This window comes from Brevundimonas intermedia (assembly GCF_004614235.1).
Taxonomy (GTDB): Bacteria; Pseudomonadota; Alphaproteobacteria; order Caulobacterales; family Caulobacteraceae; genus Brevundimonas; species Brevundimonas intermedia_A.
The window spans coordinates 344,041-363,011 of record NZ_SPVH01000002.1; the positions used below are offsets into that span (position 1 = coordinate 344,041).

The following is an 18,971-nucleotide window of genomic DNA, read 5'->3' on the forward strand; positions in this document are numbered from 1 at the left end:
CCCCTGTTCTAAGGGGGCATGAACCAAGACGCCTCCTATTTCTTCTGCGGCATCGGCGGGTCGGGCATGCTGCCCCTGGCCATGATCGTTCAGGCGCGCGGCGCGACCATCGAAGGCTCCGACCGCGCGCTGGACCAGGGCCGCACGCCCGAGAAGTTCGACTGGCTGCGCGCCCACGGCGTCACCCTGCACCCCCAGGACGGATCGGGCGTCACCCGGGCCGATCAGACCTTGATCGCCACCGGCGCCATTGAGGACACCGTGCCCGACATCGGCGCGGCGAAACGCGCCGGCGCGACGATCAAGACCCGGCCCCAGCTGCTCAGCGAAATCTTCAACGCCACCGCCACGTCGGTCGGCGTGGCGGGCACCAGCGGCAAGTCCACCATCACCGGCATGATCGCCTGGATCCTGCACCAGACGGGCCGCGCCCCCACCGTCATGAACGGGGCGGTGATGAAGAACTTCGCCGACGCAGACCATCCCTTCGCCAGCGCGCTGATCGGCGGACCGGACCTGTTCGTGTCGGAGGTGGACGAGAGCGACGGCTCCATCGCTGGCTACGATCCGACGGTCGCCGTCGTCTCCAACATCTCGCTGGACCACAAGTCGATGGAGGAGCTGCGCGACCTGTTCGGCGGCTTCGTCGCCCGCGCCACGACGGCCGTGCTGAACCTCGACAATCCCGAGACGGCGGCTTTGGCCCAGACGCTGCCGGCCGGCAAGGCCATCACCTTCGGCCTGGGCGAGGAGAAGGCCGACCTGTCCGGCCACGACCTGACCCCACTGCCCGCCGGCATGAAGTTCCGCCTGATCGAGGGCTGGAGCGAGCACGACGTCATCCTGAACGTCCCCGGCGCGCACAATGTCGCCAATGCCCTGGCGGCGCTGGGCGCGACCAGGGCGCTGGGCGTGCCGACCAGCGAGGCGGTCAAGGCGCTGGAGACCTTCGCCGGCATCCGTCGCCGCATGGAGGTGGTCGGGACGGCCGGCGACATCACCGTCATCGACGACTTCGCCCATAACCCGGACAAGATCGCCGCCACGCTGAAAACGCTGCACGCCTTCGACGGCCGGCTGCTGATCCTGTTCCAGCCGCATGGTTTCGGCCCGCTGAAGCTGATGCAATCGGAGTTCATCGAAGGTTTCGCCGGCCTGATGCGCGAGGATGACGTGCTGCTGATGCCCGAGCCGGTCTATTACGGCGGCACGACGGACCGCAGCGTGGGGTCCGAGGACATCGCCTCCGGCGTCCGCGCCGCTGGGCGGCAGGCCGAAGCGCTGGCGACGCGCGCAGCGTGCGGCGACCGGATCGTAGAGATCGCTCAACCGGGAGACCGGATCATCGTCATGGGGGCGCGGGACGACACCCTGTCCAGCTTCGCGGCGGAATTGTTGGGGCGGTTGGGCTAACCTCTGAACCGTCATCCTCGCCCTTGTGGCGAGGATCCAGATTCCCGGTGACGGCCGTGGCTCACCGTCGTCGACGGAGCGTATGGATCCTAGGCACAAGGCCTAGGATGACGGGCCTTTTTACGTTTCAGTACACGTCGCGCCCATAGCGGCCGTCTTCAAGCATGGTCAGCACCACGTCCGCGCCCAGCGCATTTTCTAGGGCGGCGTGCACGCCTTGCGACATCCCTTCGAGACTGCCGCAGACATAGATCGCCGCACCGCGTTCGACCCAATCGCGCAGGTCGTCAGACGCAGCCGCCACCAGATCCTGCACATACCGTCCGTCGCCCGGATCGCGAGAGAAGCATCGGTCCAGCCGTCGCAGCACGCCCGAAGCCAGCCACGCCTGAAGCTCCGCATCGAAGAAGGCGTCGTGCGCCTGCGTCCGTTCGCCGAACAGCAGCCAGGCTCCGCCCGCCGCCGTCCGCGCCTTCAGGTGAGCCCGCAGCCCGGCGATCCCCGTGCCGTTGCCGATCAGGATCATCGGCGTCTCGTCCGCCGGGCCGTGGAAGCTGCGGTTGGTGCGAAGCCGCATACCGATCTCGCCGCCGAGCGCCAGGTCTTGGGTCAGCCAGCCCGAGGCCAGGCCCGGCGCGCCGTCGGGATGGCGCATCAGGCGGATCAGGAACTCGACCCGGCCGTCAGACGGCAGGGAGGCTATCGAATATTCGCGCGAGCCCGGCGTGACGCCGTCCCGTTCGGGCAGGCCGACCTCGGCGATGTCGCCGGCCGACCATTCGGGCGCCGCGCCCACGAATTCGAACGCCAGATGATACGCCTCGCCGCCGGGACTGCCGGGATTGACCAGGGTCCGTTCGACCAGCCGCCAGGGGTCGTAGGCCGGCGGGGTCCAATCGGGGGCGGTGACGCTGCCGGTGATCTGGTTCAGCTGGTGCTGCCAGTGGCGGACGGCGCCGGCCTCGCCGTTGTCGACCTCGACCGTGTCGAACAGAGGTTCGGCGCCCGACCGCCTCAGCCAGCCGTCCACCGCATGGCCGAAGCCGCAGAACTGGTCATAGCTGCGGTCGCCCAGCGCCAGCAGGCCGAAGCGCAGGCCTGAAAGATCCGCCGTCTCGCCCATGGCCTTGCGCACGAACCGGGCCGCGCTGTCGGGCGGATCGCCCTCGCCCGTCGTGGAGACGATCAGCAGCGCACGGTCCGTCGCCTTCAGGGTCTGGACGTCCAGATCGGCGAAGGACACCACCCGCGCGCCCACGCCGCCGTCGCTCAAGGCGCGCGCTGTCATCCATGCCAGTTCCTCGGCGAAGCCCGTCTGGCTGGCGAAGGCGATCAGCACCGCCTGCCCCTCGCCCGCCCCGGCCCCAGCGCCCGCAAAGGCGTCGGACCGCGCACGCGCCGCCGCCCTGGCCCGACGTTCGCGCCAGACGATGACGGCGATCAGGGCCAGCCAAAGCGCCAACGCCCCGACCGCCCACAGCCAGCGCTGCGGATCGGCTGTCACCCCGGCTGATCTCTGTCGGGATCGTCCATCATGGCGGCGAAGGCCGGCGTCATCCGCTCGACCGGCCCGCGCTCGGTTCGCTCGACGAAGTGGGCGATCAGGCCCAGCGCCTCGGCATACTCCGGCCCCTCGAAAGGCCCCATGACCGTCAACGCCGTGGCGTAGGCGTCGGCCATCATGGCCGAGGCATGCAGCACGGTGACTGAGCTCAGATTATTGCTGACCGGACGCCCGGTCGAGCCGTCGATGGTGTGGGGATACAGCCGGCCGTCATGCCGGAACGCCCGGCGATAGTCGCCGCTGGTCGCCACGGCCAAATCGAACAGGGCCGCCACGGTGTGGGGCGCAGGCGAGCCCTCGACCCGTTCGATCTCGACCCACCAGGGCTGGGCGTCCGGCTTGACGCCGCGCCCCTTCAACTCGCCGCCGATCTCGATCAGGTGCGAGGTCGCGCCCATCGCCGTCAGCCGGTCGGAGACGCGGTCCACCGCATGGCCCTTGGCGATGCCGGAGAAGTCCAGCTTCATCCCGCCCATCTGCATCACGCCGCGCGCATCGGGATTCAGCCGCAGCTTCTGCCAGCCGGACACGGCCATGGCCGCCGCGATCTCGTCTTCGGACGGCACCGGCAGCAGGGCCGAACGCGGTCCCGGCGGGCCAAAGCCCCACAGATCGACCAGCGCGCCCAAGGTCGGATCGACCGCCCCGTTCGTTTCGTCGCCCAGGGTCATCGCCGCATCCAGCAGATCCCAGAACGGCGGCGACACCGCCCAGAACCCGGCCGGCGCATTATTGAACCGGCTGATCTCGCTGGACGGCTCCCACGGGCTGAACAGGCCGACGACGGCCGCCAGCTCCTGTTCGATCGCGTCCTGGATTTCTGCCTCACCCACGCCCGGCGGCGCGATCACGCGCGCGCTCCAGGTCGTGCCCATGGTCTCGCCGCCCAGCGCACGGATCAGGTCGCTGGGCGGACGGGGCGGCGCGCCCTCGATGACGGGCACCAGCACGCGGTTGTCGGCGCGGTCGGCCAGGGGGCTGGCGTCGCCGAGATTGACCGTGGGCGGAGCGGCGCGCGAACCGCGCGAGAAGGGTGTGTCTGACATACCCTTCGCTTAGGGCAGGACTTCCATCGCCGCCACATAGCTGGCGTTGGAACCGAGCGTTTCGCCCTGACCTTCGGTGCGGACCGAGGCGTTCAGCCAGTACATGCCCGCTTCCGGCCAAGTCACGGTGAAGGCGCCGTCGGCGCCGGTCGTGACGGTCGATTCCTCGGGATTGTCGCGATAGCGCAGGCCGCCGCGCGCCACGGTGACCTCCAGACCCGACGCCGGCTGACCGTTGTTCAGCAGCTTGAACGTCGCGGGCTCGCCGACGACCAGATCGTTGGGGTGGGTCACCGGAACCAGCTCAAGCCCTTCGCCGGTCGTCTTGAAGACGGTGTCGGTCGGGTTGTTCAGGGTGACGAAGGTCTCGATGCGGCTGGCGGTGCGAGTCGCCTGCACGTCGGTCGCGCCCTCGGGCAAGCCCGCCGGATATTCGGCCGCCGCGCCGCGCCAGCGCTTCTGCTCGCCGTTCAGCTTGTAGCTGGCCATGACGCCGCCCATGACGTTGGCGATCTTGTAGGTGCCGTTCTGCGTCAGGTGGGCATCGAAGGTCGAGCGATAGCGGCCCTGCATGGCGTTCTCGGGCTGAACCGCCGAACCGTCCGGCGCCGTGATGGCCAGGCCGTTCAGGCGCATGGCGGCGTGATCGGGGTTGAACACCTGGTTCGACATGCCGGCGTCGAAACCGACCCAGGCGTCCGAGCCCGACAGGGTCGTGGCGGTCGGCGCCAGCCAGGCGCGGTGGGCCTGGGCGGCCATCGGGGCGGCCAGAGCAGCCGCGAGAGTCAGCAGGGCGATCGTCTTCTTCATGGTCATGATCCTTAGCGAGAGACGGCGACGCGCACGGCGCCCAGTTCGGTGGAGCCGGTTCCGGCGCCGGTGTTGGCCGCGCCCCAGCGGAAGGGCACGCGCACGACCTCGCGGCCGCCCAGTTCGCGGGCCGCCTCGACGACGATGTTGTATTGACCGGGTTGCAGACCGCGCAGGCGGGCGGCGGGCACGGTGACGGTCTGGCGACCCGGCGCGCGGGTGGCGCCCGACACGCCGTCGGCCGGCAGGGTCATGGCCCGGCCGCCCTTGCGCCACCAGGTGCGCAGATCCTTCAGCCAGTCCTTGCCGTCGCCCTCGTTGTTGCGGGTCTGTTGGTACCAGATCGCCAGGGTTCGCTCGGCCGACTGGTCCGGCTTCTCGATCCACACGGCGACATAGGGACGGTGATAGGAGGCGGTGTTCAGGCGCGGAATCTCGACCGACACCGTCAGGTCGGCGGCCATGGCGGGCGCGGCGGCGGCGGCGAGACCGACTGTGGTGATGACGATGGGGAGCAGGCGCATCGGAATACTCGTCAGTGAATGAAGATCAAGGCGATGACGACGGGGATCAGCAGGCCCAACGCCGCCAGCGGCCAGGTCGAGGGCCGACCCTTGGCGTGCAGGAACATCAGGCCCAGCCCCGTCAGGGCGAAAATGGTGCAGGCGACGGCGAAGACGTCGATGAACCAGAACCAGACCGAGCCGGCGTTGCGGCCCTTGTGCAGGTCGTTGAGGTAGGCGATCCAGCCACGGGTGGTCTTCTCGTGCAGGGTATCGCCGTTCGAACGGTCGATGGTCACCCATCCGTCGCCCCCGGGCATGGCCAGGGCGACATAGACTTCTTCAGGCGTGGTCTCGGTCGGCCTGCCGGCGATCTCGACCTTCAGCGCCTCGGACGCCCAGCGCGCGACGGCGTCAGGGACGGGATCGGTCGTCTCTTGCGGGAAGGCCGCCAGCCGCTGCAACAGGGGCGCCGGCAGGGTCGCGGTCTGTTCGACCGTGACCGGATTTCCGGGGATCGAGGCCGCGTGGTTCAGGGTGATGCCGGTGACGGCGAACAGGATCATGCCCACCAGGCTGACCGCCGCCGAAATCCAGTGCCAACTGTGCAGCTGCTTCAGCCAGAACGACCGCGCGCCGTTCAACGCCGCCTTGGGTTTGGGGCCCTTGGCTGCGGTTTCGGCCTGACGCTGTGTGGCGAGTTCGGTCACGCCGTCGCTGTGCCATTGTTGCGAACGGGTTGCAATAGCATTCAGCAGCGCCGCGACACCTTGCGCCTCAGACCTCGGCCCAGCGCCGCAGCAGATTGTGATAGACGCCGGTCAGTTCGATCACCGCCTGGTCCTTCGGCCCCTTGTCCACCGCAACTCGCTGGGTGGCGATGTCCAAGCGGAACAGCGTCTCGCGGTCGGCGTCGTCGCGCACCAGGCTCTGCATCCACATGAAGGACGACACCCGCGCGCCGCGCGTCACTGGCGTGACGCTGTGCAGGCTCTTGGACGGATAAAGCACCAGGTCGCCTGCCGGCAGCTTGATCGACTGCGACCCGTACATCTCCTCGATGATCAGCTCGCCCCCGTCGTAATCCTCGGGCTCGGACAGGAATAGTGTCGCCGACAGGTCGCTGCGGATGCGCAACGCCCCGCCCCCACGCGTCTGACGGATGGCGTTATCGACATGCAGCCCGAACTCGCCCCCGCCCTCGTAGCGGTTGAACAGGGGCGGAAAGATCGTGTGCGGCAAGGCCGCCGCCACGAACATAGGATTGGCGTTCAGCGCCTGAACGACCAGGGCCGAAACCTCTTTCGCCACTTCCGAATCCTCGGGCAGTTGCAGGTTCTTCTTCGCGGTCGCCGACTGATGGCCCGAGGTGGTGTTGCCGTCGCTCCAAGGACCGGCGTCCAGCCGCGCGCGCAGGGCCTTGACCTCTGCCTTGGAGAAGACTTCCGGGATCTGCAGCAGCACGACGGCCTCGCTCGGAAAAAAGGCAACGGCCCCGCGGGGGATCGCGGGGCCGTCAGGATAGGCTGCGTAGGCGGCCTTTAGAAGCGCAGGTTCAGGGCCAGTATCGCTTGCCGACCCGCCGCCACATCGGCGTGGTGAACGCCGTTGGTGCGGATGATGTAGTCCTCGTCCGTCGCGTTCTTGACGTTCAGTTGCAGCGTCGCCCGATCCGTCAGGTCATAGGTGGCGAAGGCGTCCACGCGGGTCCATTCCGGGGCATAGACGCGGTTGTTCCCGCCGCCCGCGCCGCCCTGGTTCCCGCCCAGCGACTCGGAAGTGTAATAGACGCCGCCGCCGATCGTCAGTCTGGGCAGCAGGCGATAGGTGGTGAACAGGCTGGCGCTGTGTTCGGGCGTATTGGCCAGCGGCAGGCCTTGCAGCGGATTGACGCTGGAGACCGGCGGCGTGCCCGACACGACCACGGCCGCCTTGGTCAGTTCGGAGTCCATATAGGTATAGCCGCCGAACACGGTCCACTCGCGGGTGATGTTGCCGGACACGCCCAGTTCGATGCCCTTGACCTCGACCTCGCCTTCCTGACGGAAGACGTTGGGCTCGACCAGGATCAGCGCATTCTTGCGCGTCAGGTGGAAGGCCGCCGCCGACAGGGCCAGACGGTCGTGGAAGACATTGGCCTTGGCGCCGATCTCGAAGCTTTCGGTGTCTTCGGGGTCCAGCACGACGTTGGCGACCCCATCGACCGTGCCCGTGCCGCCCGAGGCGTTCTGGTCGCCTGCCGAAATGGTCGGCGGCGTCGAAGAGGTGGACCAGGACGCATAGACGCTGCTGCTCGCCGTCGGCTTGAAGACCAGGCCGACCTGATAGTTGGTGAACTCCCAAGTCTGTTCCGGCACGGCGGTGAATCCCGTCGAGGTCCAGACGCCGGCCGCCTGGGTCGCCGTCGCATTGACGCCCTTGACCGAATATTGGTCCCAGCGAACGCCCAGGTTCAGGATCAGGGGTTCGGTCAGGGTGATGCTGTCGTTCGCATAGACGCCTATGGCTTCGGTCGTGTTCGAACTGGTCGGTCCACGATTGATCACGCCGGTCCAGGCGTCGTCGGGGTCGGGATTATAGACCTGGGTGCAATCTCCAGCACCCGAAGCGCCCGTCGCGGTCGGATAGGATCCGCTGATGGTCGTCAGACCTGTCGGGCAGGCCGAGCCCGAGGTCGTGTAGGTCGAATACGAAGCATTCTTGTTGCGCTCGCGCGACAGTTCGACGCCGACATCATAGCTGTGCCGGATCGAGCCGGTGGCGAACTGACCGAAGACGTCCGTCACATTGGCCAGGGTGGTGACCGGGTTCCAGCGGGTCTTGGTCCCCCGCTTCATCCAGTAGGTCCCGTCTGCGGCCCGGCCGACATAGCCGCCGTCGCCAGGGTTAGTGACGATGTAGTCGTTCAGCGTGCGCGAGAAGCGACTGACGTTGCGGATCGTGGCGAAGTCGTTGAGGCGATGCTCGGCCTTGAAGGTGAAGGTATCCACCTCATTGGTCAGATAGTCGCGCGCCTTGAGGCCGTAGAAGCTATCGTAGGGCACATCGAGAACGCCGCTATCGGTCGTGCGCACGCCGATCTTGGTGAACAGCGGAATGCCGTAGTCGGGCATCTGGTCGCTGGTCAGGTGGTAGTAGCTGAAGACCATCGACGACGGCGTGCCGAGACCGGCGCCCAGGCTGACGGCCGCACCCCATTTGTCGTAATCGACGGCGTCGCGGCCGGGCACGTTGCCCTGGGCGCCCATCAGGTTGATCCGCAGGGCTGCGGTCTCGCCCAGCGGCAGATTGGTGTCGACAGTGCCGCGCAGATAGCCGTCCGTGCCGGCGCCCGCGCTGACATTGGTGAAGGCGTTCAGCTTGGGCGACTTGGAGCCCAGGTTGATGCTGCCGCCGCCTGAGCCGCGACCCGAATAAACGGCGTCCGGTCCCTTGATGACCTCGACCTGCTCCAGGTTGAAAACCTCACGCTGCTGGCCGCCGGTGTCGCGAATGCCGTCCACGAAGATGTTGTTGCCCGACGACTGTCCCCGGATGAACGGCCGGTCGGCCAGCGGCTGGCCACCCTCGCCCGCGCCAAAGGTGATGCCCGGCGAGTTGGACAGCAGATCCTGCAGCGACGAGGCCGAAGTCTGTTCGATGATGGCTTGCGGAATGATGGTGATCGAGCGTGGCGTATCGACCAGGGGCGCCACGAACTCGGGGCTGACCGGGGCCGGCTTCTTGACCTGACCATTGACGTCGATGGTGCCCAGGTTGGCGGGCTGCTGCTGGTCGGCCGTAACGATCACGCCGTCTTCGGCGGCGGCTTCAGCAGCGAAAGCGGGGGCGGCGATCAGCATGCCGGCGGCGCTGGAGGCGAACAGGAGCGAGCGGAGCGCGGCGGCGCGGGAGTCGGACATAGTCTTGCGACCTTTTGGTCTGATTTTGCGATGCGGTCGCAATAATCAGCTTCACTATGTCGCACAAGCCAAATTGCGAACAAATCGCAATCTTAATCAGCTGACAACGGTCATCGCCCTCGGCGCCGGCGTCTTGTCCACATCCAGCCAGGTCGGATCGGGCATGGCCCGGTGGGCGGCAGCCAGAGCCTCGGACCAGCGGCGACCCAGGTCGCGGAAATAGGGGTCGTCCCCTTCGATACGCCGTGCGGTGCCACTCAACTGGTCGCGCGGCATGACGATCAGATCGAGCGGCGGCCCGACGGCGATGTTCGAGCGAATCGTCGAATCGAACGAGATCAGGCCGAGCTTCACCGCCTCGGACAAGGTCGTCGAACTGTGCAGGGCCCGATCCAGGATGGGCTTGCCGTATTTCAGCTCGCCGATCTGAAGATAGGGGGTGTCCGGCCCGCACTCGATGAAATTACCCTGACCATAGATCAGATACAGCCCCATCTTGCCGCCCGAGATCTGACCGCCCAGCAGCATGGAGGCCGTGACGTTCAGCCCGTCGGCCGTGGGGGTCGGCGGCGTATTGATGCTGGCGCGCACGCTGGCCATCGCATGGCCAAGCAGTTGGGCCGCGCGAAACAGGGTCGGCGCGGTCTCCAGCGTCTCGACATCGATGGAGTCGGGCAGTTTCACGCCCGCCGACGCCATGGCCAGCGCCGTCTGGGTCACCGACAGATTGCCCGCCGTCGCGACCGCAAGCATCCGCTCGCCAGGCGACTTGTAGATGTGCAGTTTTCGGTAGGACGAGATGTTGTCCACGCCCGCATTGGTGCGCGTGTCGGCGATCATCGCCAACCCTTCGTCCACCAGCATGCCTACGCAATAGGTCACTTCGCTCTATCCGCTCCCCGCGTTGCGAATCCGATGACGCTAACAGATTCACGCGACATGCCTATCAGGGCCATCCGCGCGACTGCAGTTGTTGTTGGGTCTGTTGCACGGGCCGCACATTCAGGGCGACCGTCAGGGTCTCGTGCCCCCCGCCATAGCTGGTGCCCCGGATCGGCGTGGCCCCGCGCGCGTCCAGACCGACGGCGACGCGCACATAGTGTTCGGTCGGGCTGATGCCGTTGGCCGGATCGAACCCGACCCAGCCCAGGTTCTCGACCCAGGCCTCTGCCCAGGCGTGGGCGGCGTCCTGGTCGTGCTGGCCGTCCTGACGGCTGAGGTGGCCCGAGACATAGCGGGCGGGAACGCCCATCCGGCGCGCCGACGCGATGAAGATCTGGGCGTGGTCCTGACAGACGCCGCGCTTCTGGGCGAAGGCTTCGGCGGCGGTGTGGCTGGCCGAGGTCGAGCCGACCTCGAACGCCACATCCTGCTTCAGCGCCCCCATGAGGGCATGCATCCGACCCAGCGTCGCGCCTTCGGGGATCGAGCGGGCGAAGTCGTCGATGGCCGCATCCGGCTTGGTCATCGGCGTCTCGCGCAGGAAGACGATGGGCGACAGCCGCTCGGCCTGGCCCCGCCGCACCACGCCGCCGGTGTTCACCGTCGCCACCTCGCCCGTGACCCGGATGGTCAGGGCGTCGGTCGGCCGCTCGGTATAGAGGCTGTGGACCACATTGCCGAAGGCGTCCTCGCCGCGACGCAGGCGGGCGTCCACGTCGGTCTCAATGCGCCAGTCGCGCACCTGCTGACCCTCGCAAGAACGCGGCGTCAGTCGCAGCATCTGCACGATGAACCGCGCCGGGCGAGCGTAGGCATAGCGGGTGGAGTGGTCGATCCGGATCCGCATGTCAGACCAGATACTGTTCTTGGACGGCCGCAGCCAGGGCGTTGTTCTGGTTCAGGAAGCCCTGGATGTACTCGTGCAGGCCCGACTGGAAGATGTCCTCGATCTTGGCCTCGTTGAACTGGGTCAGGCGGTTGGAGGCCAACCGTTGCGCCGGGCCCCGCCGCCCGTAATCGGTCGCCAGCCGCTCCAGATAGCTGACGATCATCCCCTGGCACGAGGCCAGCGAGCGCGGCATCTGGCGGTTCAGCACCAGCAGGTCCGCCACCAGCCAGGGCCGCACGCTCTCGCGATAGACCCAGCGATAGGCGGTCAGCGCCGAGACCTCGCGCAACAGGGTCGTCCACTGGAAATAGTCCAGCTGTCCGCCCACCCGTTCGCCGGGCGGCAGCAGCAGATGGTATTTCACGTCCAGCAGGCGCGCGGTGTTGTCGGCCCGCTCGATCGCCATGCCCAGCCGCAGGAACCAGTAGGCGTCGTTGCGCAGCATGGTCCGCGACGAGGCCCCCTCGACCGCCAGGGACGTCGATTTCACGAAGTCGAGGAAGTTGGTGAAGTCGTCGCGCTTGGTCGGTTCGCCCAGCTCGTTCAGCCCGTTCCAGGCGCCGTTGATCGCCTCCCACAACTCGATGGTCAGGGCGGTCCGCACCGAGCGCGCATTGGTCCGCGCCTTGGTGATACAGGCCTTGATCGAGGTCGAGTTGTCGTAGCCGAAGGCCAGATATTCGCGGACCGACTTCTCCGAGATCGTCCGGCCCGAGGCGTCGAAGCCGCTCTTGACCCCCGACGAGGCGATGGCCCCGGCCCAGGCGGTGACGGTGGCCTGGTCCTTGGCCGGCAGGGCGGCCAGGCGAATAGCGGCCTCAAGAATGCGCGCGAGAAAGTCCGCCCGCTCCATATAGCGGCCGGTCCAGTACAGGCTGTCTGCAGTGCGTGAAAGCATCAGTTGTCCAGCACCCAGGTGTCCTTGGTTCCGCCGCCCTGGCTGGAGTTGACCACCAGCGACCCTTCCTTCAGCGCCACCCGCGTCAGGCCGCCCGGCGCGACACGTACCCCGGCCGGACTGGACAGGACGAAGGGCCGCAGATCGACGTGGCGGGGCGACAGGGCGCCGCCGTTCAGGGTCGGCGCGGTCGACAGGCTCAGCGTCGGCTGGGCGATGAAGTCGTCGGGATCGGCGATCAGCTTGGCGCGGAAGGCCTCGATCTCGGCCTTAGTGGAGGTCGGCCCGACCAGCATGCCATAGCCGCCCGATCCGCCCACTTCCTTGACCACCAGTTCCGGCAGCTTATCCAGCACCTCTTTCAGCGCGTCCGCCTCGCGGCAACGCCACGTCGGCACGTTCTGCAGGATCGCATCCTCGCCGGTGAAGAAGCGGATGATCTCGGGCATATAGGTATAGACGGCCTTGTCGTCGGCCACGCCCGTCCCGATCGCATTGGCCAGCGTTACCCGTCCGGCGAAATAGGCCGACATCAGTCCCGGCACCCCGACCGTCGAGTTCGGCATGAAGGTCAGCGGATCGATGAAGTCGTCGTCGATGCGACGATAGATGACATCGACCCGTTTCGGCCCCTCGGTCGTGCGCATGAAGACCGTGTCGTCGTTGACGAACAGGTCCGTGCCCTGGACCAGTTCGACCCCCAGCTTGTCGGCCAGGAAGCTGTGCTCATAGTAGGCCGAGTTGAACGGCCCCGGCGTCAGCACGACGATGGTCGGGTCCGCCCCCGCGCCCGCCGGCGCGGACGCCTGCAACGACCGCAGAAGCATGTCGGTATAGATTTCGACCGGCCGCACCGCATGTTCCGCGAACAGGTCGGGGAACAGCCGCATCATCATCTCGCGGTTCTCCAGCATGTAGGAGACTCCCGACGGCGTGCGGCAGTTGTCTTCCAGCACGTAGAAGCCGTCTTCGCCCGTGCGCACCAGATCGACACCCGAGATATGGCACCAGACGTCGCCCGGTGGACGGCGGCCCTGCATCTCGGGTCGATAATGCGGATTGGTCAGGATCAGGTCGGCGGGGACGATGCCCGCCTTGATGCATTCCTGCGCGCCATAGATGTCTTTCAGGAAGGCGTTGATGGCGGTGACCCGCTGCTTCAACCCTTTTTCCAGCCCGCTCCATTCGTCCGCGCCGATGATGCGCGGCACCACGTCGAAGGGGATCAGGCGTTCGTTGGATTCCTCGTCGCCATAGACGGCGAAGGTCACGCCCATGCGGCGGAAGAACAGCTCCGCCTGACGCGAACGCGCCTGCAGCAGATCGGCCGGCGCGTTTTCCAGCCACGCCGCCAGAGTCCTGTAGCTGTCGCGGATCGCACCCGACCCGCCGCCGTTCATTTCGTCGAAAGCTCTCGTCATTCGCCCCCGCCGCGTTGAGATCGCAGCTTGAACGTCCCCAAACGAAAAGCGCAACAGTTTTGTTGCACTGCGGCGACGAGGAGCGGCACTGCGCCTCTCCCTCCGCCTGCGGGGGAGGGTGGCCGAGCGGAGCGAGGTCGGGTGGGGGCGGCAGGGCGACATCCGACGATATGTCTTGCCTGGGGCAATGCGACCCTGCCGGGCCGCCCCCACCCCGTCGCTGCGCGACGCCCCTCCCCGAACGGGGAGGGAGAAAGTCGGGGTCACCCCGCCGCCACGGCCTTCATCGAAATCGCCGGATCGGCCAGCTTTTCTAGATCGACCGGCGTCGCTTTCCCGATCAACTGCTTGCCCGCCATGAACTCCGGCGGCGCATTGACCGCCTCGACGCAGACGATGCGGTCGCCGTTCAGGTGGAACACCGCAAAGCCCGACGCCGACGGATCGCCGCGCACCACCTGCCGGTCGGCGTCGAACGGCAGGCCGGCGATCTGAAGCTTGAAGTCGTACTGGTCGGACCAGAACCACGGCACCTCGGGCGTCGGCCCGTCCCGTCCGACGATGGCCGCCGCCGCCTGTTTGGCCTGTTCCAGCGCATTGGGCACGCTCTCAAGCCGATGATGCACCCCGCCGTGAACAGGTATCGGCCGCCGCGTCATGTCGCCCACGGCGAAGATGGCTGGATCGCTGGTCCGCGCCTGTTCGTCCACCACCACCCCATCGTCGCAGCGCAAGCCCGCCGACCGCGCCAGCCCATCACACGCCAGCGCGCCGACCCCGACCAGCACCGCATCCGCCCGCACAACCGACTCGTCCGCTAGTGTCACGCCTTCCTGGGCCACGGCGACCACCTCGGCCCCGGTCAGGATCTCGACCCCGTGCGCCCGATGCTGGGCGGTGAAGAAGGCCGACAGGGTTTCCGACGCCACCCGCGCCAGCACGCGCGGCGCCCGTTCGATCACCACCGCCTCGGCGCCCAAGGCGCGGGCCGAGGCCGCCGCCTCTAAGCCCACATAGCCGCCGCCGACCACCGCCAGCCGCTTGCCCGGCCCCAGCACGGCCTTCAGCCGTTCGGCGTCCTTCAGCGTGCGCAGTTCCAGCAGGTCGGGATGATCCCCGCCCGGAACCGGCAGTTTCCGCGCCGTCGATCCGGTCGCCAGCACCAGAATGTCATAGGTCTCGCTCGATCCGTCGTGGAAGGCGACCGTCTTCGCTGCGGGGTCCACCGACACGGCGACGGTCGAAGGCCGGAAGTCGATGTTCTGCTCGGCATAGAAGCTCAGCGGCCGCAGCAGCAGCGCCTCCAGATCGGTCTCGCCCTTCAGCCAGGCCTTGGACAGCGGCGGTCGCTGATAGGGCGGCGCATACTCCTCGCCGATCAGCACGATCGGCCCCTCATGGCCGTACTGCCGCAGAAACGCCGCGACGGAGCCGCCGGCATGTCCGGCGCCGATGATCAGGATCTTGGTCATGAGAGGGATGTAGAGTGGCGAGTGGCGAGTGGCGAGTGGCGAGTGGCGAGTGGCGGATCGGTGAAGAGTGCTAGTGAGCAAGAGGTGAGCCAGACAAGTCCCGCTCACTTCTCGCTCACCCCTTGCTCACGCCCAGCTCACTAAACGCCCCTTGACCGTTCCACTGTTACAGCATAGTGGAACACGCATGACGACCCCTCCCGCCCGCGACGCCCTCCACGACGCCCTGCTGTCGATGCAGACGCGCGCCGAGATCAACGCCTTTCTGGCCGATCTTTGCACCCCGGCGGAACTGCGCGCCTTCGCAGAGCGCTGGCAGGTGGCGCGCCTGCTCGACGCCGGCGGCAAATCCTATCGCGAGATCGCGGTCGAGGCCCACGCCAGCCCCACCACCGTCGTCCGCGTCGCCCGTTATCTCAAAGACATGCCGCACCAGGGCTACCGCCTCGCCCTGGACCGCCTGAAGAACACGAACTGAGTATCCGAACATGAGCACCGTCCAAGGCCGGCTTCGCATCGCCGTCCAGAAATCCGGCCGTCTGGCCGACCGCAGCCTCGACCTGATCCGCGACGCGGGCCTGAAATGGGTCAAGGGCCACAACGACCTGCTGTATCGGGTCGAGAACTATCCGATCGACCTGCTGCGCGTCCGCGACGACGACATCCCCACCTTCGTCGCCGACGGCGTCTGCGACCTGGGTATCGTCGGCGAGAACGTGCTGGAGGAAGGCCGCAACGGCGGCGCCAATGCGTCCGTCGTCATGCCGCTGGGCTTCGGCCGCTGCACCCTGAAGATCGCCACGCCCCCGACCCTGGCCTATGACGGCCCGGCCTCGCTGGACGGGCTGCGCATCGCCACCTCCTATCCCAAGATCCTGCGCCGCTTCCTGGACGAGCGTGGGGTCAAGGCCGAGATCGTCGTCATGCGCGGCGCCGTCGAGGTCGCGCCCCGGCTGAAGCTGGCCGCCGCCATCTGCGACCTGGTCTCGACCGGCGCGACGCTGGAGGCCAACGGCCTGGGCGCCAAGGATACGGTGCTGGAAAGCCAGGCCGTCCTGATCCAGTCCCCGGTCGCGCCCGAGCCCGGCCTGCAACACCTGCTGGACAGCATCATCGAGCGGATGTCGGGCGTGGTGTCCTCGCAAGGCGCCAAATACGTCATGCTGAACGCCCCGCGCGCCTCGCTGGACCAGATCACGGCCATCCTCCCCGGCGCCGGCTCGCCCACCGTCATGCCCTTGATGGGCCGCGACGACGCCGTCGCCGTCCACGCCGTCTGCCAGGAAGCCGTCTTCTGGGAGACGCTGGAGAAGCTGAAGGCCGCCGGCGCCTCGGCCATCCTGGTCCTGCCCATCGAGAAGATGATGTGATGAAGCTGATCGACTGGTCTTCCCTCGACGCCGCCGGAAAAAAGGCGGCCCTAGTCCGCCCGGCCCAGCGCACGGCCGGCGACGTGACCGACGTGGTCCGCACTATCCTGGACGATGTGCGGATGCGCGGCGGCGCGGCCGTCACCGACTGGTGCGTCAAGCTGGACAAGGCGCCGCCACGCCGCATCGCCATCACGCCCGAAGCCGTGGCCGAGGCTCGCAACGCCCTGCCCCCCGGCGACGTCCGCGCCCTGCGCATGGCGGCAGAGAATGTCCGCGTCTTCCACCAGGCGACCAAGCCGGAGGACACCCCCTTCATCGAGACCACGCCCGGCGTGCGCTCGAAACTGGCCTGGCGCCCCATCGCCTCGGCCGGCCTCTACATCCCCGGCGGCACCGCGCCTCTGTTCTCTTCCCTGCTGATGCTGGCCATCCCCGCCGGCGTTGCGGGCGTGGGCCAGCGCGTCGCCGTCACCCCGCCTGACAAGTCCGGCGGCGTCCACCCCGCCATGATCCTGGCCGCCGCAGAGGCCGGCCTCGACGCCCTCTGGCTGATGGGCGGCGCCCAGGCCATCGCCGCCTTGACCTTCGGCGTCGAGCTGGAAGACGGGACCATCCCCGCCTGCGACAAGCTGTTCGGCCCCGGCAACGCCTATGTGGCCGAAGCCAAGAAACAGGCCTCAGCCCTGCCCGGCGGTCCCGCCGTCGACATGCCCGCCGGCCCGTCCGAACTGATGGTCATCGTCGACCGCGACGCCGCGCCCGAGATCGCCGCCGCCGACCTGCTCAGCCAGGCCGAACACGACGCCGACGCCCAGGTCATCCTGGTCTCCACCAGCCGCGCCACCATCGACTACATCCTGTCGGAGGTTGAAACCCAGGTCGCCACCCTGCCGCGCGAAGCCATCGCCCGCGCCTCGCTGAACGAGGCCCGCGCCATCCTGGTCCGTGACCTCGACGCCGCCGCAGAGGTCGCCAACCTCTATGGCCCCGAACACCTGGCGATCCAGATCGACGACCCCGAGCCCTTGGTGGACTCCATCAAGGCCGCCGGCGCCGTCTTCGTCGGGCGCTTCGCCGCCGAGACCCTGGGCGACTACGCTGCTGGCCCCAGCCACGTCCTGCCCACCGACGGCGGCGCCCGCACCCTGGGCGGCGTCACCACCGCCAGCTTCATGACCACCATGTCGGTCCAGCTGGTCAGCGAGGCCGGCGCCCGCGCGCTTGCTCCCATCGCCGCCCGCCTGGCCCGGATGGAAGGCCTCGAAGCCCACGCCCGCGCCGCCGACCTGAGGGCCGAAGGATGACCCTGCCCGCCCCCTATCCCCCGCTGGTCTCCGGCGGCGAAGGCCTGGATCGCTATCCCGGCGAGCCTGTCGCCCTCGCCGCCCGCATGGCCGCAATCTACGCGTTACCCGCCGACCAGGTCCTGCCGGTGCGCGGCCTGACCCACGGGCTGGAACTGGCCTGGCGCATCGCCGCCCGCGACGGCGGCTCGGTCGAGGCGCCCAAGGCCGAGCCCTATGACAGTCTCGCCGCCATCTATCCGGCCAAGGGCGAACCGGCTGTGGTGGTGATCCGCGCCCTCGGCTCACCCGAGGCCGTCGCCGAAATGGCCGCACGCGTCGCCCCGGCCCTGCTGGTGGTGGACGAGGGCCTGATCGAGTTCTCCGACAGTGTCTCGGCGGTCACGGTCGTCGCCGACCAGACCAACCTGGTCGTGCTGCGCAGCCTGTCCCTGGCCTATGGTTTAGCCGGCGCCCGCGTCGGCGCCGCCATCGCCCAGGCCCCGACCCTGGCCCGCCTCGCCTCGGTGCTGGAGCCCTACGCCCTGCCCGAACCTCTGGTCCGGCTGGCCCAGCAGGCGCTGGACCCGTCGCGGATGATCGAGACCGCCGAGAGGATCGCCTCGGTCCGACGCGAGCGCGAGCGGATCGCCCGCGAACTGGGCCGCCAGATGCCGGTCGAGCCCGGTGTGGGCCCCATCGTCATGGCCCGGCCGGAAGACCCCGTCGCCGCCCTGGCCGCGCTGAAAACCTACGGCGTCGAGGCCGACCTGTCGGGCGATCGCTTACGCCTGCCCGTCTCGATCAAGCCCGAGGTCAACGACCGGCTGCTGGCCGCCTTCGGCCTGACACCCGCCAAGCGCCGCCCGGCCCGCGTCGGTCAGGCCGTGCGCGATACGAAAGAGACCCGCATCGTCTGCGCCGTCGATCTGGACGCCCCCGGCCCGATCAAGATCGAGACCGGCGTCGGCTTCTTCGATCACATGCTGGAGCAGATCGCGGCCCACGGCGGCTTCTCCCTGCGGCTCCAGTGCGAGGGCGACCTGCACACCGACCCGCACCACACCATAGAGGACAGCGCCATCGCCCTGGGCCAGGCGCTGAAACAGGCGCTGGGCGAGCGCAAGGGCATCGCCCGCTATGGCTTCGTCCTGCCGATGGACGAGGCCAACGCCACCGTCTCCATCGACCTGTCCGGCCGCCCCTATCCGCTGTTCGAGGGCACGTTCGACACCCCCTTCATCGGCGACTACCGCACCGACCTGACGGCCCACGTCTTCCGCTCGCTGGCCGAGGCCATGGGCGCCGCCGTCCACATCTCGGTCACCGGCCAGGACGACCACCACAAGACCGAGGCCGTCTACAAGGCCTTCGGCCGCGCCCTGCGCCAGGCCATTCGGGTCGAGGGCGACACGGTGCCGAGCACCAAGGGGGTGCTGTGATGAGCGCACCCGC

17 protein-coding genes are annotated in these 18,971 nt (G+C 68.1%); 5 read left to right on the forward strand and 12 right to left on the reverse strand.

What is annotated here, in order from left to right; translation table 11 throughout:
• Nucleotides 1-18 precede the first annotated feature (18 nt).
• A complete protein-coding gene (locus EGY25_RS03470; RefSeq protein WP_135193657.1) occupies nucleotides 19-1,413 on the forward strand; it encodes a UDP-N-acetylmuramate--L-alanine ligase in 1,395 nt (464 codons plus the stop codon).
• A gap of 127 nt (nucleotides 1,414-1,540) precedes the next feature.
• Here EGY25_RS03470 and EGY25_RS03475 read toward each other — a convergent pair whose 3' ends face one another.
• The 12 genes from EGY25_RS03475 to EGY25_RS03530 all read right to left on the reverse strand — a co-directional run bounded on the left by EGY25_RS03475 (nucleotide 1,541) and on the right by EGY25_RS03530 (nucleotide 14,860).
• Nucleotides 1,541-2,917, reverse strand: coding sequence for a sulfite reductase subunit alpha (locus EGY25_RS03475; RefSeq protein WP_135193658.1), 1,377 nt, complete (start codon nucleotides 2,915-2,917; stop codon nucleotides 1,541-1,543).
• A complete protein-coding gene (locus tag EGY25_RS03480) occupies nucleotides 2,914-4,023 on the reverse strand; it encodes an FAD:protein FMN transferase (RefSeq protein WP_135193659.1) in 1,110 nt (369 codons plus the stop codon). Before EGY25_RS03480 ends, EGY25_RS03475 begins: the two co-directional genes overlap by 4 nt.
• Nucleotides 4,024-4,032: 9 nt before the next feature.
• Entirely contained in the window at nucleotides 4,033-4,833 is an 801-nt protein-coding gene (locus tag EGY25_RS03485; protein ID WP_209307962.1) for a DUF4198 domain-containing protein, read from the reverse strand.
• 11 nt (nucleotides 4,834-4,844) lie between these two features.
• Nucleotides 4,845-5,357: a DUF2271 domain-containing protein gene (locus EGY25_RS03490; protein WP_135193661.1), complete on the reverse strand. Its 513-nt coding sequence runs from the start codon at nucleotides 5,355-5,357 to the stop codon at nucleotides 4,845-4,847.
• Nucleotides 5,358-5,368: 11 nt separating this feature from the next.
• On the reverse strand, nucleotides 5,369-6,046 hold the full coding sequence (locus EGY25_RS03495; RefSeq protein ID WP_135193662.1) for a PepSY-associated TM helix domain-containing protein: 678 nt from the start codon (nucleotides 6,044-6,046) through the stop codon (nucleotides 5,369-5,371).
• Between the two features lie 67 nt (nucleotides 6,047-6,113).
• Nucleotides 6,114-6,800, reverse strand: a complete 687-nt coding sequence (locus EGY25_RS03500; protein WP_135193663.1) for a Fe2+-dependent dioxygenase — start codon at nucleotides 6,798-6,800, stop codon at nucleotides 6,114-6,116.
• Between the two features lie 77 nt (nucleotides 6,801-6,877).
• On the reverse strand, nucleotides 6,878-9,238 hold the full coding sequence (locus tag EGY25_RS03505) for a TonB-dependent receptor (protein ID WP_135193664.1): 2,361 nt from the start codon (nucleotides 9,236-9,238) through the stop codon (nucleotides 6,878-6,880).
• A 96-nt stretch (nucleotides 9,239-9,334) separates the two neighbouring features.
• Nucleotides 9,335-10,120 (reverse strand): peptidase, encoded by a 786-nt coding sequence (locus EGY25_RS03510; RefSeq protein WP_135193665.1) that lies wholly within the window; start codon nucleotides 10,118-10,120, stop codon nucleotides 9,335-9,337.
• 64 nt (nucleotides 10,121-10,184) lie between these two features.
• On the reverse strand, nucleotides 10,185-11,027 hold the full coding sequence (locus EGY25_RS03515; protein ID WP_135193666.1) for a transglutaminase family protein: 843 nt from the start codon (nucleotides 11,025-11,027) through the stop codon (nucleotides 10,185-10,187).
• 1 nt (nucleotide 11,028) lies between these two features.
• Nucleotides 11,029-11,967 (reverse strand): alpha-E domain-containing protein, encoded by a 939-nt coding sequence (locus tag EGY25_RS03520; protein ID WP_135193667.1) that lies wholly within the window; start codon nucleotides 11,965-11,967, stop codon nucleotides 11,029-11,031.
• Nucleotides 11,967-13,388: a circularly permuted type 2 ATP-grasp protein gene (locus EGY25_RS03525; RefSeq protein WP_135193668.1), complete on the reverse strand. Its 1,422-nt coding sequence runs from the start codon at nucleotides 13,386-13,388 to the stop codon at nucleotides 11,967-11,969. Before EGY25_RS03525 ends, EGY25_RS03520 begins: the two co-directional genes overlap by 1 nt.
• Nucleotides 13,389-13,651: 263 nt before the next feature.
• Nucleotides 13,652-14,860: an NAD(P)/FAD-dependent oxidoreductase gene (locus tag EGY25_RS03530; RefSeq protein ID WP_135193669.1), complete on the reverse strand. Its 1,209-nt coding sequence runs from the start codon at nucleotides 14,858-14,860 to the stop codon at nucleotides 13,652-13,654.
• Between the two features lie 187 nt (nucleotides 14,861-15,047).
• Between EGY25_RS03530 and EGY25_RS03535 the strand changes: the two genes are divergently transcribed.
• From EGY25_RS03535 to hisB, 4 genes are read left to right on the forward strand one after another with little or no spacing between them, the layout of a single operon-like run.
• Nucleotides 15,048-15,338: a YerC/YecD family TrpR-related protein gene (locus EGY25_RS03535; RefSeq protein ID WP_135193670.1), complete on the forward strand. Its 291-nt coding sequence runs from the start codon at nucleotides 15,048-15,050 to the stop codon at nucleotides 15,336-15,338.
• Between the two features lie 10 nt (nucleotides 15,339-15,348).
• Entirely contained in the window at nucleotides 15,349-16,230 is an 882-nt protein-coding gene (gene hisG / locus EGY25_RS03540; protein WP_135193671.1) for an ATP phosphoribosyltransferase, read from the forward strand.
• A complete protein-coding gene (gene hisD, locus EGY25_RS03545; RefSeq protein ID WP_135193672.1) occupies nucleotides 16,230-17,537 on the forward strand; it encodes a histidinol dehydrogenase in 1,308 nt (435 codons plus the stop codon). The genes hisG and hisD overlap by 1 nt, the downstream gene beginning before the upstream one ends.
• Entirely contained in the window at nucleotides 17,534-18,958 is a 1,425-nt protein-coding gene (gene hisB, locus EGY25_RS03550) for an imidazoleglycerol-phosphate dehydratase HisB (RefSeq protein WP_135193673.1), read from the forward strand. The genes hisD and hisB overlap by 4 nt, the downstream gene beginning before the upstream one ends.
• The last annotated feature ends 13 nt before the right edge of the window (nucleotides 18,959-18,971 follow it).

Excerpts from the sequence above, each read along its gene's own strand:
- EGY25_RS03470 (WP_135193657.1), top strand. The coding sequence starts at position 19 with ATGAACCAAGACGCCTCCTATTTCTTCTGCGGCATCGGCGGGTCGGGC.
- EGY25_RS03480 (WP_135193659.1), bottom strand. The coding sequence starts at position 4,023 with ATGTCAGACACACCCTTCTCGCGCGGTTCGCGCGCCGCTCCGCCCACG.
- EGY25_RS03485 (WP_209307962.1), bottom strand. The coding sequence starts at position 4,833 with ATGAAGAAGACGATCGCCCTGCTGACTCTCGCGGCTGCTCTGGCCGCC.
- EGY25_RS03490 (WP_135193661.1), bottom strand. The coding sequence starts at position 5,357 with ATGCGCCTGCTCCCCATCGTCATCACCACAGTCGGTCTCGCCGCCGCC.
- EGY25_RS03505 (WP_135193664.1), bottom strand. The coding sequence starts at position 9,238 with ATGTCCGACTCCCGCGCCGCCGCGCTCCGCTCGCTCCTGTTCGCCTCC.
- EGY25_RS03515 (WP_135193666.1), bottom strand. The coding sequence starts at position 11,027 with ATGCGGATCCGGATCGACCACTCCACCCGCTATGCCTACGCTCGCCCG.
- EGY25_RS03520 (WP_135193667.1), bottom strand. The coding sequence starts at position 11,967 with ATGCTTTCACGCACTGCAGACAGCCTGTACTGGACCGGCCGCTATATG.
- EGY25_RS03525 (WP_135193668.1), bottom strand. The coding sequence starts at position 13,388 with ATGACGAGAGCTTTCGACGAAATGAACGGCGGCGGGTCGGGTGCGATC.
- EGY25_RS03530 (WP_135193669.1), bottom strand. The coding sequence starts at position 14,860 with ATGACCAAGATCCTGATCATCGGCGCCGGACATGCCGGCGGCTCCGTC.
- EGY25_RS03535 (WP_135193670.1), top strand. The coding sequence starts at position 15,048 with ATGACGACCCCTCCCGCCCGCGACGCCCTCCACGACGCCCTGCTGTCG.
- hisG (WP_135193671.1), top strand. The coding sequence starts at position 15,349 with ATGAGCACCGTCCAAGGCCGGCTTCGCATCGCCGTCCAGAAATCCGGC.
- hisD (WP_135193672.1), top strand. The coding sequence starts at position 16,230 with ATGAAGCTGATCGACTGGTCTTCCCTCGACGCCGCCGGAAAAAAGGCG.
- hisB (WP_135193673.1), top strand. The coding sequence starts at position 17,534 with ATGACCCTGCCCGCCCCCTATCCCCCGCTGGTCTCCGGCGGCGAAGGC.